The organism is Mesorhizobium sp. M0659, assembly GCF_040320605.1.
Taxonomy (GTDB): domain Bacteria; phylum Pseudomonadota; class Alphaproteobacteria; order Rhizobiales; family Rhizobiaceae; genus Mesorhizobium.
Window position 1 is genome coordinate 411,744 of the sequence record NZ_JAMYPY010000002.1, and the last position, 14,227, is coordinate 425,970.

The following is a 14,227-nucleotide window of genomic DNA, read 5'->3' on the forward strand; positions in this document are numbered from 1 at the left end:
CGATCTCCTCCTGCTCGAGCGGCCGCACTATTGCAAGGTTGGGTTGGCTGATCCAGCCCGGAAGCCCATCGAGACGCTAGTCTGCTGCCTTATGCCGCCAGCGGCAGGCTGAGCTCCGTCAGCAGGCCGCCGCGGGGATGGTTGGACAGGTTGACATCGCCGCCGGCGGCACGCGCAATGTTGCGGGCAATGGTCAGGCCGAGGCCGAGGCCGCCGGTCTGGCGGTTGCGCGATTGCTCCAGCCGCACGAAGGAACCGAACACCTGGTCGAGCTGCGCCTGCGGTATGCCCGGCCCCTCGTCGCGGATAACCAGCGTGACCGTGCCGTCCGACTGCCGCAGGCTGACATGGGCTTTCTTGCCGTAGGTCACGGCATTCTGGACCAGATTGTTGACGCAGCGCTTGAGCGCCACCGGCCGCGCCATGCAGATCATGCCACGCGGCCTGGCGCCGTCATGGTCGAACGTGACGTCCTCGAAACTGTCGGCGATCGATTCCACTAGCGACCAGAAATCGATCCGCTCGCGCTTCTCCTCGGTGACTTCGAAGGTGGCGAAGTCGATGACGGAGCTGGCGATGCTCTCGATGTCGGCGAGGTCGTGGGCGAGCGCCTCGCGCGCCGTCGATCTGCGCAACAGTTCGAGGCGCAGCCGCATGCGGGTCAGCGGCGTGCGCAGATCGTGGGCGAGCGCGGCGGCCAGATGTTCGCGGTCCTCGACATAGTCGCGCAGCCGGACCTGCATGGCGTTCACGGCTTTGGCCGCGGCGCGGATTTCGCGGCTGCCGGTCTCGGCGATCGGCGGGCTCTTCAGATCCGTGCCGATCCGGTTGACCGCCGTTTCCATCATCCGATAGGGCGCCGTCAGCCGGCGTAGCGACCAGATCGACATGATCACCACCAGGGCCGCGATCAGCGAATAGAGCGGCAGGCTGTCGAAACTCAATATCGGTCCGACCGGCGTGTTGGGCTCGGTGAAATTCAGCCATTGGCCGTCGGCGAAGCGGACAGATGCCGTCAGCTTGTCGCTCTGGGCGAAGCTGGCCGCCAGCGATAACAGGTCACGCTCCACCGCGCCGACATCCTTGGTCACGGCCACACCGCCAGGCGCGTTGGCTGCCTGGGTTGCCGGATCGCGCCGGACGCGGGCGTCGGTGATGCCGAATTTCGACAGCCGCCCGACCAGGATGTCCTCGAGTTCGGCCAGTTCGTCGTCGCCGGCGATCGACGAGGTGACCGCGGGCGTGTCCGACACGGTCAGCGCATAGGTGGCGTTGAACAGACCGGAGGCCGTCAGCTTGCGCTGCTCCGGCGTGTCGTCATGCATCAGCTGCACCAGCGAATAGGCGCGATCGTTCAGCCGGTAGAGATCGACCTCGTCATTGGCGACGGCACGGTCGCGCGAGACGATATAGAGCGTGGCGACCTGGCTGATCAGCAGGCCGGCAATGACAATGAGCAAGACCCAGACCGGCAGGGTTTGCGGCAGGAAACGTCTCATTCGGAGGTGGTCTCGGGCAGGAACTGGTAGCCGCCGCTGCGCACGGTCAGGATCAGTTTCGGCGTCTTGGGGTCGTCTTCCATCTTGCGCCTGAGACGGCTGACCAGGATGTCGATGCTGCGATCGAAGGAATAGTCGCTGTCCCCGCCGGAAAGCTCGATGAGCTGGTCGCGGGTGAGCACTCGCTGCGCGCTTTTGACGAAGGTCTGCAACAGGTTGAACTCCGCCATCGTCAGCTCGACCCTGACATCGCCCGGCGCCATCAGCCGGCGGCGCGAGCAGTCCATCGTCCAGCCGGCGAAATGATAGATCTGCTTGGTGGTGGCGCGCTTCGGCTCGGCAGCACCATTGCGCCTCAAAACGGCGCGGATACGGGCCAGCAGCTCGCGCGGATCGAAGGGTTTGGGCACATAGTCGTCGGCGCCCATCTCCAGGCCGACGACGCGGTCGGTGGTCTCGGTCACCGCCGTCAGCATGATGATCGGCGTCGAGTAGCTGGCGCGCAGGTCGCGGCAGAGCTCCAGCCCGCTCTTTCCCGGCAGCATCACATCGAGCACGATCAGGTCTACCTGCGTGCGGCGCAGTATGTCTTCCATCTCGACGCCGTCGGCGGCAACCGTGGTGCGCAGGCCGCGCTTCTGGAAGAATTCCTGAAGCAGGTCGCGAATGCCCTTGTCGTCGTCGACGATCAGTATGTGCGCATCGGATTTCACGGCGATCCTGTCATTGCTGGCGGCCGGTCGGCGGCTGCCTTCTGAGTCTGCTTCTGTGACGTCACCCACACGATAGAATTCTGGCCACATGTTGGCCAGCGGCGATGATCGCCCGCAAAGCCGATTTGCCAGAAACAATCCAGAAACAAAATTCTATAGTCCGGAAAAACTCCCGAAAAAAATCAAGGGCATAAAGGGTGCCGTGGCGGTCAGGACATCGGCTGCGACGCGAAGACTCCGGAGTAACGGACATTACCGATGCACAGGTTCACGACCAGCTTGATGGGTGCGCTGCTCAGCATTTCGCTCGTCACAGCCGCGGTCGGAGCCACAACCGCAAAGGTGACGCCGATCACAAGGAGCGAGCGCTGCATCGATCTCAATCGCCAGGTAGACGAAGCCCTCGAAACCCATGCCGCGGCAACGCAGGTCACCGCGGCGAAAGCACTGCAAAGAAAGGGAAACCGGTTCTGCGCCAACAAGAAACAGGCACAGGGTATCCGGATGCTCGCGAACGCTTTGAAGCTGCTTGGAGTGACACCGATCGACCCGGTTCAGTGACACTCGAAACTCGACCCGCACAAAGAAGGAAATGAAGCCATGAAAAAGTCCATCCTCTCCGCCACCGGTCTCGCCGTCGCTCTCGCTTTCGCGATGCCGGCTCTGGGCAATGCCGCTGCCACCACGACCGCTGCTCCGGCTGCTTCCACCACCACCGCTCCGGCGACCACGACCGCCAAGCCCCCGGTGAAGAAGGTCGTCGCCAAGAAGCCGGTCAAGAAGCACAAGAAGGCAAAGAAGGTCGTCAAGACGGACGCCCCGAAGGCCTGATCCAGACAGCCAACAGGTTTGTCTGTAACAAGGCCGCTCCAGCACCCCCCGGCTGGAGCGGCCTTGTCGTGTGAGAGCATGATTACCCGTTAATGGGTGCCGGCCACCCAGGACTTTAACCCGTTTGCAATGCCGGTCCGGTAGGATAGCCCGCATGAAGAAGCGGCTTTCATCCATTCTGCGCTCGATGGCCATCGGCGGCCTTGTGGCCTCGGCCATGGTCAGGGTGCTGATCCAGTTCACCGCCAGCCCGGTGCCCGATCCGGTGAGCGGGCGCACGGAGCCGTCGCTGTTTGCACCGGCAATCTCCAGCAGCTGGCAATACATCACACCATGGCAAAGCCTGCTGCTGACCGTGATCACCGGCGCGGCGCTGGCCTGCTTCTTCGGCTGGCTCGCGGTCGCCTGGGTCGAATACAAGGCGGCCGGATCAAGGCCCGATGCGGCATCCAGCGCACGGCAATTCCAGCTCGTCGCGTCGCCGACCGCCAGGGCCGTTGAACCGCAGCGTACAGTTCCTAAATTTGTGAACGGCAGCACTTCCGGGAAGCCGGTTTGGCGCGCCGATCAAAATGGACGACGGCTTTCCCCCATGACAAAGTGAGAGCGACCCCTCGCGCGATACCGGTTCCCGATGCCTGAAATCAGTTCCAAACCCCGCACCAAGACCAAGCCGCGGACCGAGCGGCCGAAGCTCTACAAGGTCATCCTCATCAATGACGATTTTACGCCGCGCGAATTCGTGGTGACGGTGCTGAAGGGCGAGTTCAAGCTCAGCGAAGACCAGGCTAACCGGGTGATGATCACCGCGCACCGGCTCGGCGTTTGCGTCGTTGCCGTCTTCACCAGGGATGTCGCCGAGACCAAGGCGACACGGGCCGTCGACGCGGCCAAGGCCAAGGGGTACCCGCTGCTGTTTACGACGGAGCCGGAGGAGTAGGTTGAGCGTCTTTCTCCCCGTATAGTGACGGAGAAGGGATCCTTACCGTCCCTCTCTGTACCACATCGCGCCCATGGCCAGCAGCAGCAGGCAAAGGCCGAGGAAGCCGCCGAACAGGGGTACGCGCGAGACGGCTTTGAGCACGCTGTCGTCGGTGCTGCGCAGGCCGATCCAGTCTGCGCCCGAGGCCGCACCGGAGGCGCGGACCGGGACGATGGAGGGCAGGGCGACGCTGCCGGTGAGCTGGCCAAGGGTGGAGGAGGCCGCCAGCCGGCGCACGCTGCCGCCGGTGGCCTCAGTCGGAGCCTTCAAGCGGTCCTCGGTAGAGACGACGTCGGAGAATTCCGGCGCGTTGACCGGGCCGACATGGGCGAGTGCGGTCAGGTCACCATTGCCGATCTGGTAGAGGCCGATCTCCTTGGTCTCGATGCTGCCCAGGAAAACGCCGGGTTCGGACTTCTCCAGCTTGACGATCAGCGCCTTGCCCGAAGGGGTGATCACCTGCGCCGGGCCGGGATCGTCGCTCATCGTCTGGCGGCGGATTTCCAGCATCATGCCGCGGCCGTCGGCGGTCAGCCGCTCTTCCTCGAGTTCAGGTTCCTTCATCAGCCAGTGGGCGATGCGGCGGTAAAGCTGGACATGCGGCCCGCCACCCTCGAAGCCGCGCGCCCATAGCCAGCCCTGATCGGACAGAAGCATGCCGACGCGGCCTTCGCCCTTATGATCGAGCAGAAGCAGCGGGCGGTTGTCGGCGCCCTTCATCACCACTTCGCCTTCGGGGTTCTGCACGCCGATGGTGCGGAACCAGCGGCTCCAGCGCGGCGGCTCGGTCGCCGAGCCGTCGAGGCCGCGCGTCACCGGATGGCGCTGGCCGAGATCGGTGAGGCGCGGATAGAAGGCCTTGTCGATGACTTCGCCGGTCGGCATTGCCGGCAGCGACGACATTAGCGGGGTGCGGGCAATCGAGGAGTCGCCGGCATATTCCGGCCCGGCGGCGATCAGCAGCGCGCCGCCCTTTTCGACGTATTCGGAGATGTAGTCGTAATAGAGGATCGGCAGCACGTCGCGGTGCTGGTAACGGTCGAATATGATGAGATCGAAATCCTTGATCTTCTCGACGAACAACTCGCGGGTCGGGAAGGCGATCAGCGACAGTTCGTTGATCGGCGTGCCGTCCTGCTTTTCCGGCGGCCGCAGAATGGTGAAATGGACGAGATCGACCGAGGCGTCGGATTTCAGCAGATTGCGCCAGGTGCGCTCGCCGGCATGCGGTTCGCCGGAAACCAAAAGCACGCGCAAGTTCTCGCGGATGCCGTCGATCAGCGCGATGGCGCGGTTGTTGGCGTCGGTCAGTTCGCCCGGCTCGCGGTCAATGGAGAGTTCGACGATGTTGCGGCCGGCGCCGGGGATGGTCACCTGCAGCGGCATCGCCTGGCCGATGGTCGCCTCTTCGACCGCGACCTGCTCGCCATTGACCGAGACGCGGACATCGACCGGGCCGGTTTCGCCGTCGGTGGCGATGACGCGGTAGGTCATGTCGAGCGGCTTGCCGACGAGGCCGAAGCGCGGCGCGTTCTCGAAGCGGATGCGGCGGTCCTTCTCGTGCTCGTTGCCGGTGATCAGCGCGTGCAGCGGCGCATTGAAGTCGGGGGCGGCCGGTGCGTCATGCACCTCGCCATCGGTGATCATGATGGCGCCACCGATGCGCGAGGGCGGCACGTCGCGGAAGGCGCCTTCAAGCGCTGCAAAAAGCTTGGTCTCGGTGCGCTCGTCGGCGGCTTCCGACTTGCCGGCCTCGACGACGCGGACGTCGAACTGCTTGAAGCGGCCAAGGCGCTGCTGCAAACCGGCAAGCGCTTCGTCGGTCTGTTTGGTCCGGTCGCCGATATCCTGGCTCTGGCTGCGGTCGACGATGACGGCAACGACGCTCTTCAGCGCCTCGCGCTCCTCATCGAGGAAGACCGGATTGAGGAGTGCTGCGCCCAGCGCAATCAGCGCCGCGAAGCGGAAGATCGCGCCGCGCTGGCGAAACCACAAGCCGACAGCCGCCAGCACCAGCAGCGGTGCGAGCACCAAAGCCAGCAAGGGCCAGGACAGCAGCGGTTCGAAGGAAACCGACCAGTTCATAGGCTTACTGCCCCAGCCGTTCGAGCAGGATCGGCACGTGCACCTGGTCGGATTTGTAGTTGCCGGTCAGCATGTACATCATGATGTTGACGCCGGCGCGCAGCGCATAGATGCGCTGCATCGGATCCGATGGCACGGTCGGCAAAAGCGGGTCACCATTCTCGTCGACGGCCCAGGCGCCGGCAAAATCATTGGCGGTGATCAGGATCGGCGAGACGCCGTCGCCGACGCGTACCGGCCGATTCTCGGCATTGCTGGCCTCGAGCGAGGCTTCCACCCAGAGCGGGCTGCCGGAGAAGCGGCCGGGAAATTCGGGCAGGATGAAGAAGGATTTGGTCAGCACATGGTCGGCGGGCACCGGCTCCAGCGGCGGCACGTTGAGATTGCCGAGAATGTCGCGCAACCGTTCCGTCGCCGGGCTCGCCGAATCCGCACCGATGCCGTTGGCGAACTGGTCGCGCGTGTCGAACAGCACCGTGCCGCCCTGCTGCATATAGGCGTCGATGCGGGCGATCGCGGCTTGGCTCGGCATCGGCGCGGAAGGATCGATCGGCCAGTAGATCAGCGGATAGAAGGAAAGCTCGTCCTTCGAGATATCGACGCCCGCGGGCGCGCCCGGCTCGAGCGCGGTCTTCTCGATCAGGAAGCGGGTCAGGCCTTCGAGCCCGGCGCGGCTGATCGAATCGTCACCGGGCACACCGGTCAGCACATAGGCGATGCGGGTCTTGGCAATATCCTCGATAGCCGCGGCATCGCCGGGCTTGGCATCGTCGGCGCGGGCGAGGTCGGCATGGCCAAACAGCATGCCGAGGCCAAGCAGCAGCGCAGCCGTCGTTGCCGCAGCCGAGCGGGCGCGGCGCGGCCGGCGCGAGATCAGCCCGCCCATCCAGAACACCGCCAGCGTGTCGAGCAGCATAAGCACAAGTGCCGCTGTGACCAGCGATCCCTTGAGGTCGCGCGATTCATCGAAAGCGTACTGGATATTGGTCACCGGCACTGTGAATTGCGGGCGCACCAGCGGCGCGAAGGCGGTGGCCGGGTCGAGCAGATTGTGGGCGAAAACGCCGGTTTCCGAGCCATAGAGGCCGGGCGGGTTCTCGAACGTCACCGGCAGCGAGCCGGCGCCGGGGACCAGCGGTCGTGCGTCCGGCGTCGGCGGCACCAAAGTGCCGTCGGCGGCTATCATGCGATAAGGCGCCAGCGACGTAGCAGCGGCTTCAGCGTTGGCGACCGCCGCACCCTGGTTGCGCGACAGCTGCACAATGCGCCGCAGCATCTCGACGAAGCTGCCGGAGATCGGCAGCGTCGACCACGTCGCTTCCGGGGTGATGTGGAACAGAACCAGCGTGCCCTTGCCCTTCTTCAACCCGGTCACCAGCGGGGTGCCATCGGCAAGGGTTGCCCAGGTGCGTTCGACGATGTCCGGGGTCGGTTCGGCCAACACCTGCCGGCTCACCGTGACCTCGGCCGGCGGTGCGAGGTCGGCGAACGGGCCGTTCTTCGGGAATTCGGTCACCGCTTGTGGCGTCGTCCATGACAGCGCGCCGCCAAGCGAGCGCTCGCCGGTGCGCAGCCTGACCGGCAACAGATCATCGTCATTGCCGGCGGCGGCCAGCCGCGAACCGGCAAAGCGCACCAGCGTGCCGCCATTGTCGACCCAGTCGACCAGCCGCTGATGGACCTGTGGCGGAATGGTACCGATATCGGCCATGACGATCATCGCCGGCTTCTGGTCGAGAAGCTGCGGGATGGCGTCGGCGAGATCGACGCTCGACGGTTCGACCAGATCGGCGAAAGGCTGCAGCGCGCGCCTGATGTAATAGAGCGGCGACAGAAGCGGCTGCGCTTGGTCGGCCTCGGCCTGCGATAAAAGTCCGACGCGGCGGCGCTTGGAGCTTTCGTCGAGCACGCGCACCGCACCTGCCTGGCGTTCGCCGTCGAGCGCGATCGAGGCGAAGTCGTTGCGCAGTTCGAACGGCACCGCCATCGTGCCGGTGGCGGTGGTCTCACCCGGCGCGAAGGTCAGCGTCGCGTCGGCGATGCGGCGGCCCTTGTCGTCGAAGGCGCCGGCGGTGACTTGTGCCGGCGCCGGGTCGCCGGGCGCGCGGATGGCGGTCAGGGCGAAGCCGTCGACCTCGTTCTCGGCGCCGGTGAGCCCAGTCAGCGCCAGCCGGTCGGAATCGGCCCAGACGACACGGGCGGCGTTTTTCGACAGCAGTGTGTTGAAGGCGGCCTCGTCGCCCTTTGCCGCAAGGCCGTCGGCGAGAACGGCAACGCTGGCGCCGGGCAAGGTTTCCAGCACGCCGGCGACGCGGGCATAGACAGCGGGTCGGTCGGTCGGAATCGGCCTCGGCTTGGCGGCGCGCAGGCGGTCAAGGGCAGCCGCCGCATCGAAGGGGCCGATCTCGGCGTTCGGCTTTTCGGCGGTGAAGGCGATGACGACCGGTACGCCGTTCGAACCGGCATCGGCGATCAGCCGCTGGGCGGTGGCGACGCGCTTGCCCCAGTCGGCGGCACTCGCCCAGTCATTGTCGATGACGAGCGCCAGGGCGGCGCCCTCGGCCGGCAATTTTTCGCGCGGATTGAAAACGGGTTCGGCTAATGCCGCGACGACAAGGGCTGCCATCAACAGCCGCAGCAGCGTCAGCCACCACGGGCTCTGCTGCGGCGTTTCCTCGCGCTTCAGCACGCGAGCGAGGATCTTCAGCGGCGGAAAGATTTCGGACTGCGGCTTGGGCGGTGTGAGCCTGAGCAGCCACCAGATCACCGGCAGCGCCAGCAGGCCCCACAACACCATGGGAGCGCCAAAGGAGAGCGGCAGCCAGCTCATGCGCCGGCCTTTCCCACGAATGCGCCATCGACGGTCATCGCCATGTGGATGCGCACCAACGCCTCGGAAGCGAGGCGGTCGGTGTGGTTGACGGTGTAGCTCCAGCCGAGGCGCTTGCACCAGCTGGCCAACTCCTGGCGGCGGGCGGTGTAGAGCAGGCGATATTCGTCGCCGAGCATTTCGGCGCGGCCGGCGGTCAGCTTGTCGCCGGTCTCGGGATCGGTGAATTCGGTGCGGCCGGCATAGGGAAAGGTCTCCTCCGCCGGGTCGGCAACCTCGATCAGATGCGCACGCACGCCATGCCGCGCCAGCACATCGAGCCATTCCATGGTCTCCTCGACCGGGTCGAGGAAATCGCTGACGACGACGATGTCGCAGAAGCGGCGGATGGCGGACAGGTCAGGCTTTGCCGGCGGGTCGGCGGCGTGCATCAATTGCGCCGCGATGCGCTCGGCTCCGTTGCGGGCGGTGAACGGATCGGTCAGGCCGGGCCAGGCGATGCGCTCGCCGCTGCGAGATAGCAATTCGGCCATGGCCAGTGCCAGCACCAGCGCGCGCGATTCCTTGGAAACGCTGGCGCCAGTCGATTTGTAGAGCATGGAGGGCGATGGGTCGGCCCAAAGCCACACCGTGTGGGCTGCTTCCCATTCGCGGTCGCGCACATAGGTGTGGTCGTCCCGGGCCGAACGGCGCCAGTCGATGCGCGAGGAATCGCCTTCGACATAGGGGCGGAACTGCCAGAAATTCTCGCCGATGCCGCGCTTGCGGCGGCCATGCCAGCCGGCAATTACCGTATTGACGATACGGCGTGCCTCGACCAGCAGGTCCGGCACCAGCGAAGCCCGCAAGCGGCCCCTGGCGAGCGCGTCGCGCGTCGCTGCCGGTGCCTGGACTTCGCCGATACGCGCCATCAGATTCCTTTGGCCAGTTTCGCTACCACGTCGCGCACGGTCGTGCCCTCGGCGCGGGCGGCAAAGGTCAGCGCCATGCGGTGCTGCAGCACCGGTTCGGCCAGCGCGCGGATGTCGTCCACCGACGGCGCCAGCCGCCCGTCATAAAGCGCGCGCGCACGGGCGCACAGCGTCAGCGCCTGGCTGGCGCGCGGGCCGGGACCCCAGGCGACATGCTTGTCGGCCTCGGCATTGCCCTGGCCGGGACGCGCCGAACGCACCAGTTTGAGGATGGCGTCGACGACGCTTTCGGGCACCGGCATACGGCGGATCAGCGTCTGGATTTCCCTCAGCCGCGCCGGCTGCAGCACGTTTTGCGCCTTGGCGTCCTCGATGCCGGTGGTCTCCAGCAGAATGCGCCGCTCAGCCTCGATTTCGGGATAAAGGATGTCGACCTGCATCAGGAAGCGGTCGAGCTGCGCTTCGGGCAGGGGATAGGTGCCTTCCTGCTCCAGCGGGTTTTGCGTCGCCAGTACATGGAAGGGTGCGGGCAGGTCGTGGCGAATGCCGGCGATGGTGACGTGATATTCCTGCATTGCCTGCAGCAGCGCCGACTGGGTGCGCGGCGAGGCGCGGTTGATCTCGTCGGCCATCAGCAATTGCGCGAAGATCGGGCCGGAGATGAAGCGGAAGGAGCGCTTTCCCGCCTCGTCCTGCTCCATCACTTCGGAGCCGAGAATGTCGGACGGCATCAGGTCGGGCGTGAACTGGATGCGGCGCGAATCGAGGCCGAGCACGACACCGAGCGTTTCGACCAGTTTGGTCTTGGCAAGGCCGGGCACGCCGACCAGCAGCGCATGGCCGCCGGCAAGCAGCGCCACCAGCGTGCGCTCGACCACCACTTCCTGGCCGAAAATGACACGGCCGACGCCGTCGCGCACCCTGGAAATATCGGCCAGCGCCGTCTCGGCCTGGGCGATCATGTCCTTTTCGCTGATTGGGCTTTCCTTGACCATTACGCTCATGCCGCATCGATCCTTGTGCTGGAAGTACCGGCTTGCACTGTAGTGCCTTAGAATGCCGCGATTCGGCTTCGCCTGGCGCCTACGAATGAATTTAAATCACAGACTTAGGCTGACAAGCGGAACAACAGTGACTATTTCGTGACCATGACGGAACGCTCCGAACATCGCGGGCACAGCCTTACTGCCGCAACCGAGGCGCGCGGTCTCGAAGCGTTGATCTCGCGTGCGGCTCGCGCCGGCAAGGGCGCGGCGCCGGTGGAGCGCTGGAATCCCGACTTTTGCGGCGATCTAGACATGGAGATCAAACAAGACGGAACGTGGTTCTATCTCGGCACGCCGATCGGCCGCATGCCGTTGGTGCAGCTGTTTTCCAGCGTGCTGCGCAAGGACGAGGATGGCAGGACCTATCTGGTGACGCCGGTCGAACGGGTCGGCATCCGCGTCGTGGACGCGCCTTTCATCGCGGTTGAAATGGATGTTTCCGGCGCCGGCGCCGAGCAGACCATCACTTTCCGCACCAATGTCGGCGATGTCGTCGAGGCCGGGCCTGGCCATCCGCTGCGCTTCGTCGACGAGAACGAGACCGGCGGCCTGAAACCCTATGTGCTGGTGCGCGGGCGGCTGGAAGCGCTGGTGGCGCGGCCGGTGATGTACGAACTGGTCGAGCATGGCGAGGAGATCGATATCGGCGGCAAGACGATGTTTGCCGTGCGCTCGAAAGGCGAAATCTATCCGATCATGCCGGCGGAAAAACTGAAGCGGCTGAGCGCATGATGGATCAGGTGAGGCCGCCGCCGTTTTCCACAGCGGATTTTCGCGCGCGGGTCGCGGCGCAAGCTGAAGCCCATGCCGGCGACGATTATGGCGATCATCGCTTCAACCCCGGCCATCCACGGTTGACGCAGCTCAAAGCGCTGCGCGACGCCGCGGTGCTGATCCCGGTCGTCGATCATGGACGCGATGCGACCGTGCTTTTGACCAAGCGGGCGGAAAAACTGCGCAGCCATTCCGGGCAGGTGGCTTTTCCCGGCGGCACCATTGATCCCACCGATGCGACCCCGGAAGCAGCGGCCTTGCGCGAGACCTTCGAGGAGATCGGCCTCGGCCATGACCGCATCGAGATCATCGGCCGCATGCCCGATTATGTCGCCGGCAGCGGCTATCGCATCGCGCCGGTGCTGGCGATCGTCGAGCCCGGTTTTACGCTGTCGCTCAATTCCGACGAGGTCGACGCCGCCTTCGAAGTGCCGCTTTCGTTCCTGATGGATCCGGCCAACCACACCAGGGACAGCCGCATGTGGAACGACCTGGAATGGTTCTTCTACGATATGCCCTATGGCGGCCAGCGCATCTGGGGCGTCACCGCCGGCATCATCCGCACGCTCTATGAAAGGCTCTATGCTTGAGTGATCCGATATCGCTGGCGGGCAGAGCCGACTGGCTGGGTGAAAAGCATCTGCAGCGGCTGCTTGCCGTGCTGGCGCAGGGCGGCGAGGAAGCCCGCATCGCGGGCGGCGCGGTGCGCAATGCGCTGATTGGGCAGCCGGTCGCCGATATCGACGTTGCTACCACTTGCCTGCCCGAGGAAACCGTTCGCCGCGCCGAGGCGGCGGGCTTCAAGGCGGTGCCGACCGGCATCGAGCACGGCACGATCACGGTGATTGCCGGCGGCGCGCCCTATGAGGTCACCACGCTGCGCGCCGACATCGAGACCGATGGCCGCCGCGCCAAAGTGTCGTTCGGCCGCGACTGGAAGGCCGACGCCGAACGGCGCGATTTTACCATCAACGCGCTCTATGCGGAGGCTGACGGGACGGTCGTGGACCTGGTCGGCGGCGTCGGCGATATCGAGGCACGAAGGCTGCGCTTCATTGGCGATGCCGAGCAGCGGATCCGCGAAGACTATCTGCGCATCCTGCGTTTCTTCCGCTTTTTCGCCTGGTATGGCGAGGGTCGGCCCGATGCCGAGGGATTGAAGGCCTGCGCCCGGCTCAAGGACGGTCTTGCCCATCTCTCGGCCGAACGCATCTGGTCCGAGCTGAAGAAGTTGTTATCGGCCCCAGATCCGTCGCGCGCCTTGCTGTGGATGCGCCAGGCCGGCGTGCTCACCAGCGCCCTGCCGGAAAGCGAGAAATGGGGCATCGATGCCATTCATGGGCTGACCAAGACAGAGAAGGATCTGGGCTGGGCGCCGGAGCCGCTGCTCAGGCTGGAGGCGATCGTGCCGCCCGATGCGGCGCGGATGAAGACACTGGCCGAGCGGCTGAAACTTTCGACCACTGAGGCGGAGCGCCTGCGCCACTGGGCGCTGACGGCTGCCGTCGAGCCCAAGACAAGCGAAGCGGAACTGGCCAAGAAACTCTATTCCGGCGAGCGCCAGGGTTTTCTCGATCGCCTGCGGCTGTCGCTGGCGTCGGCGCGAGCGCGGGCTCTCGAGGACAATGACGCGCTGGTTCAGGCCGGCGGGTTTTCGCGCCTGCTCGCTTTTGCGCTGAAATGGGAAAAACCGGTGTTCCCAGTCAAGGGCGGCGATCTGACGGCGCTTGGCGCGTCGCCGGGGCCAATACTCGGTGCGATCCTGAAAAACCTGGAAAAGGAATGGATCGGGTCCGGCTTTGCGCTCGATCGCGACGCGCTGCTGGAGCGCGCCGCGGAAGCCTTGAAGGCCAGATAGGACTGCTCAGGCCGCGTCGCGAACTTTCTCGATGCGCGAGCGGATCGCCTCGATCATCGTCTCGCGAATGACCGTTTCGCCATGTGTCTCGCGCATATGGTCGACGGCGCGGCGCATGACCTCGGCTTCCTCACCGGCACGGGTGTGCCACTCACAGCCGGGAACCAGCGAGCCGCAATGGAATTCCTTCATGGGGTTTTCTCCTTTTCCTCCTTGGAGCCTGTGCCTCTCATGGGCACACGAAGCTCCGCCATCTCTGTTCCGCGCCCTGTCACAGCAGTCGGTTTCGGGGGCACGCACGGGGGAGCTAGCATAACACGGTTCGACGGTTTTGGTTGCCGTGGGTGCGAAAAGGCGGAGCAGCGCTGCTCCGCCCCCTCTTGCCAGGCTAAGCCAAGGCAAGACCGTTCGGTCTTGTCCCCATCACTTCACGATCTTGACGGACTCGGCAACCTTGTTCTTGCCGCTCATGTCCCAGGAAACGCGGACCTTTTCGCCGGCCTTCAAGCCTGGATCCTTGAAGGTCTGGGGCAGCGTGAAGGTGGATCCATCGTCCAGAACAAGGCTCATGGCCGTGCCATCATAGGTCTTGACCGTGCCCGTGGTGTGCTTGACCGCGGCAAAGGCAATCGAGCCGGAAGCGAGAAGTGCAGCGGCGGTTGCCGATACAATGAGCTTTCGCATGGTAAGTACTCCTG

15 protein-coding genes are annotated in these 14,227 nt (G+C 65.1%); 7 read left to right on the plus strand and 8 right to left on the minus strand.

Annotation, left to right across the window (positions count from 1 at the left end; all coding sequences use genetic code 11):
• Nucleotides 1-89 precede the first annotated feature (89 nt).
• Nucleotides 90-1,499, minus strand: a complete 1,410-nt coding sequence (locus tag NKI31_RS05105) for an ATP-binding protein (protein WP_023817412.1) — start codon at nucleotides 1,497-1,499, stop codon at nucleotides 90-92.
• Nucleotides 1,496-2,212: a response regulator gene (locus NKI31_RS05110; RefSeq protein WP_023670002.1), complete on the minus strand. Its 717-nt coding sequence runs from the start codon at nucleotides 2,210-2,212 to the stop codon at nucleotides 1,496-1,498. Before NKI31_RS05110 ends, NKI31_RS05105 begins: the two co-directional genes overlap by 4 nt.
• Nucleotides 2,213-2,470: 258 nt before the next feature.
• Between NKI31_RS05110 and NKI31_RS05115 the strand changes: the two genes are divergently transcribed.
• The 4 genes from NKI31_RS05115 to clpS all read left to right on the plus strand — a co-directional run bounded on the left by NKI31_RS05115 (nucleotide 2,471) and on the right by clpS (nucleotide 3,983).
• On the plus strand, nucleotides 2,471-2,773 hold the full coding sequence (locus NKI31_RS05115; protein ID WP_023817415.1) for a hypothetical protein: 303 nt from the start codon (nucleotides 2,471-2,473) through the stop codon (nucleotides 2,771-2,773).
• Nucleotides 2,774-2,812: 39 nt separating this feature from the next.
• Nucleotides 2,813-3,043 carry a hypothetical protein gene (locus NKI31_RS05120; protein ID WP_023670004.1) on the plus strand — a complete coding sequence of 77 codons (231 nt, stop codon included), beginning with the start codon at nucleotides 2,813-2,815 and terminating at the stop codon, nucleotides 3,041-3,043.
• Nucleotides 3,044-3,197: 154 nt separating this feature from the next.
• Nucleotides 3,198-3,647, plus strand: a complete 450-nt coding sequence (locus tag NKI31_RS05125; protein ID WP_352650686.1) for a hypothetical protein — start codon at nucleotides 3,198-3,200, stop codon at nucleotides 3,645-3,647.
• Between the two features lie 30 nt (nucleotides 3,648-3,677).
• Nucleotides 3,678-3,983: an ATP-dependent Clp protease adapter ClpS gene (gene clpS, locus NKI31_RS05130; protein ID WP_023670006.1), complete on the plus strand. Its 306-nt coding sequence runs from the start codon at nucleotides 3,678-3,680 to the stop codon at nucleotides 3,981-3,983.
• Nucleotides 3,984-4,025: 42 nt separating this feature from the next.
• On the opposite strand, the gene NKI31_RS05135 is transcribed toward clpS, so the two are convergent.
• From NKI31_RS05135 to NKI31_RS05150, 4 genes are read right to left on the minus strand one after another with little or no spacing between them, the layout of a single operon-like run.
• Nucleotides 4,026-6,110 carry a membrane protein gene (locus NKI31_RS05135; protein WP_023806015.1) on the minus strand — a complete coding sequence of 695 codons (2,085 nt, stop codon included), beginning with the start codon at nucleotides 6,108-6,110 and terminating at the stop codon, nucleotides 4,026-4,028.
• Between the two features lie 4 nt (nucleotides 6,111-6,114).
• Nucleotides 6,115-8,940 (minus strand): DUF4159 domain-containing protein, encoded by a 2,826-nt coding sequence (locus tag NKI31_RS05140; protein WP_352650688.1) that lies wholly within the window; start codon nucleotides 8,938-8,940, stop codon nucleotides 6,115-6,117.
• Nucleotides 8,937-9,851 carry a DUF58 domain-containing protein gene (locus NKI31_RS05145; RefSeq protein ID WP_352650690.1) on the minus strand — a complete coding sequence of 305 codons (915 nt, stop codon included), beginning with the start codon at nucleotides 9,849-9,851 and terminating at the stop codon, nucleotides 8,937-8,939. The genes NKI31_RS05140 and NKI31_RS05145 overlap by 4 nt, the downstream gene beginning before the upstream one ends.
• Nucleotides 9,851-10,855: an AAA family ATPase gene (locus NKI31_RS05150; RefSeq protein ID WP_352459844.1), complete on the minus strand. Its 1,005-nt coding sequence runs from the start codon at nucleotides 10,853-10,855 to the stop codon at nucleotides 9,851-9,853. Before NKI31_RS05150 ends, NKI31_RS05145 begins: the two co-directional genes overlap by 1 nt.
• Nucleotides 10,856-10,999: 144 nt before the next feature.
• Here NKI31_RS05150 and NKI31_RS05155 point away from each other — a divergent pair, with 144 nt between their 5' ends.
• The 3 genes from NKI31_RS05155 to NKI31_RS05165 are packed head-to-tail and all read left to right on the plus strand — an operon-like array spanning nucleotide 11,000 to nucleotide 13,529.
• Nucleotides 11,000-11,629, plus strand: coding sequence for a DUF1285 domain-containing protein (locus NKI31_RS05155; RefSeq protein ID WP_352650743.1), 630 nt, complete (start codon nucleotides 11,000-11,002; stop codon nucleotides 11,627-11,629).
• Nucleotides 11,629-12,261 carry a CoA pyrophosphatase gene (locus NKI31_RS05160; protein ID WP_023683684.1) on the plus strand — a complete coding sequence of 211 codons (633 nt, stop codon included), beginning with the start codon at nucleotides 11,629-11,631 and terminating at the stop codon, nucleotides 12,259-12,261. Before NKI31_RS05155 ends, NKI31_RS05160 begins: the two co-directional genes overlap by 1 nt.
• Nucleotides 12,258-13,529 (plus strand): CCA tRNA nucleotidyltransferase, encoded by a 1,272-nt coding sequence (locus NKI31_RS05165; RefSeq protein WP_352459845.1) that lies wholly within the window; start codon nucleotides 12,258-12,260, stop codon nucleotides 13,527-13,529. The genes NKI31_RS05160 and NKI31_RS05165 overlap by 4 nt, the downstream gene beginning before the upstream one ends.
• Before the next feature lie 6 nt (nucleotides 13,530-13,535).
• On the opposite strand, the gene NKI31_RS05170 is transcribed toward NKI31_RS05165, so the two are convergent.
• Together NKI31_RS05170 and NKI31_RS05175 are read right to left on the minus strand one after the other, a co-directional pair.
• On the minus strand, nucleotides 13,536-13,721 hold the full coding sequence (locus tag NKI31_RS05170; RefSeq protein WP_023670013.1) for a DUF1059 domain-containing protein: 186 nt from the start codon (nucleotides 13,719-13,721) through the stop codon (nucleotides 13,536-13,538).
• 231 nt (nucleotides 13,722-13,952) lie between these two features.
• The gene (locus tag NKI31_RS05175) at nucleotides 13,953-14,213 is read right to left on the minus strand and encodes a DUF1344 domain-containing protein (protein ID WP_023683686.1); all 261 of its coding nucleotides are present in this window, start codon (nucleotides 14,211-14,213) and stop codon (nucleotides 13,953-13,955) included.
• Between the last annotated feature and the right edge of the window lie 14 nt (nucleotides 14,214-14,227).

Coding starts and splice junctions, on each gene's coding strand:
- NKI31_RS05105 (WP_023817412.1), bottom strand. CDS start 1,499: ATGAGACGTTTCCTGCCGCAAACCCTGCCGGTCTGGGTCTTGCTCATT.
- NKI31_RS05115 (WP_023817415.1), top strand. CDS start 2,471: ATGCACAGGTTCACGACCAGCTTGATGGGTGCGCTGCTCAGCATTTCG.
- NKI31_RS05120 (WP_023670004.1), top strand. CDS start 2,813: ATGAAAAAGTCCATCCTCTCCGCCACCGGTCTCGCCGTCGCTCTCGCT.
- NKI31_RS05125 (WP_352650686.1), top strand. CDS start 3,198: ATGAAGAAGCGGCTTTCATCCATTCTGCGCTCGATGGCCATCGGCGGC.
- clpS (WP_023670006.1), top strand. CDS start 3,678: ATGCCTGAAATCAGTTCCAAACCCCGCACCAAGACCAAGCCGCGGACC.
- NKI31_RS05135 (WP_023806015.1), bottom strand. CDS start 6,110: ATGAACTGGTCGGTTTCCTTCGAACCGCTGCTGTCCTGGCCCTTGCTG.
- NKI31_RS05140 (WP_352650688.1), bottom strand. CDS start 8,940: ATGAGCTGGCTGCCGCTCTCCTTTGGCGCTCCCATGGTGTTGTGGGGC.
- NKI31_RS05145 (WP_352650690.1), bottom strand. CDS start 9,851: ATGGCGCGTATCGGCGAAGTCCAGGCACCGGCAGCGACGCGCGACGCG.
- NKI31_RS05150 (WP_352459844.1), bottom strand. CDS start 10,855: ATGAGCGTAATGGTCAAGGAAAGCCCAATCAGCGAAAAGGACATGATC.
- NKI31_RS05155 (WP_352650743.1), top strand. CDS start 11,000: ATGACGGAACGCTCCGAACATCGCGGGCACAGCCTTACTGCCGCAACC.
- NKI31_RS05160 (WP_023683684.1), top strand. CDS start 11,629: ATGGATCAGGTGAGGCCGCCGCCGTTTTCCACAGCGGATTTTCGCGCG.
- NKI31_RS05170 (WP_023670013.1), bottom strand. CDS start 13,721: ATGAAGGAATTCCATTGCGGCTCGCTGGTTCCCGGCTGTGAGTGGCAC.
- NKI31_RS05175 (WP_023683686.1), bottom strand. CDS start 14,213: ATGCGAAAGCTCATTGTATCGGCAACCGCCGCTGCACTTCTCGCTTCC.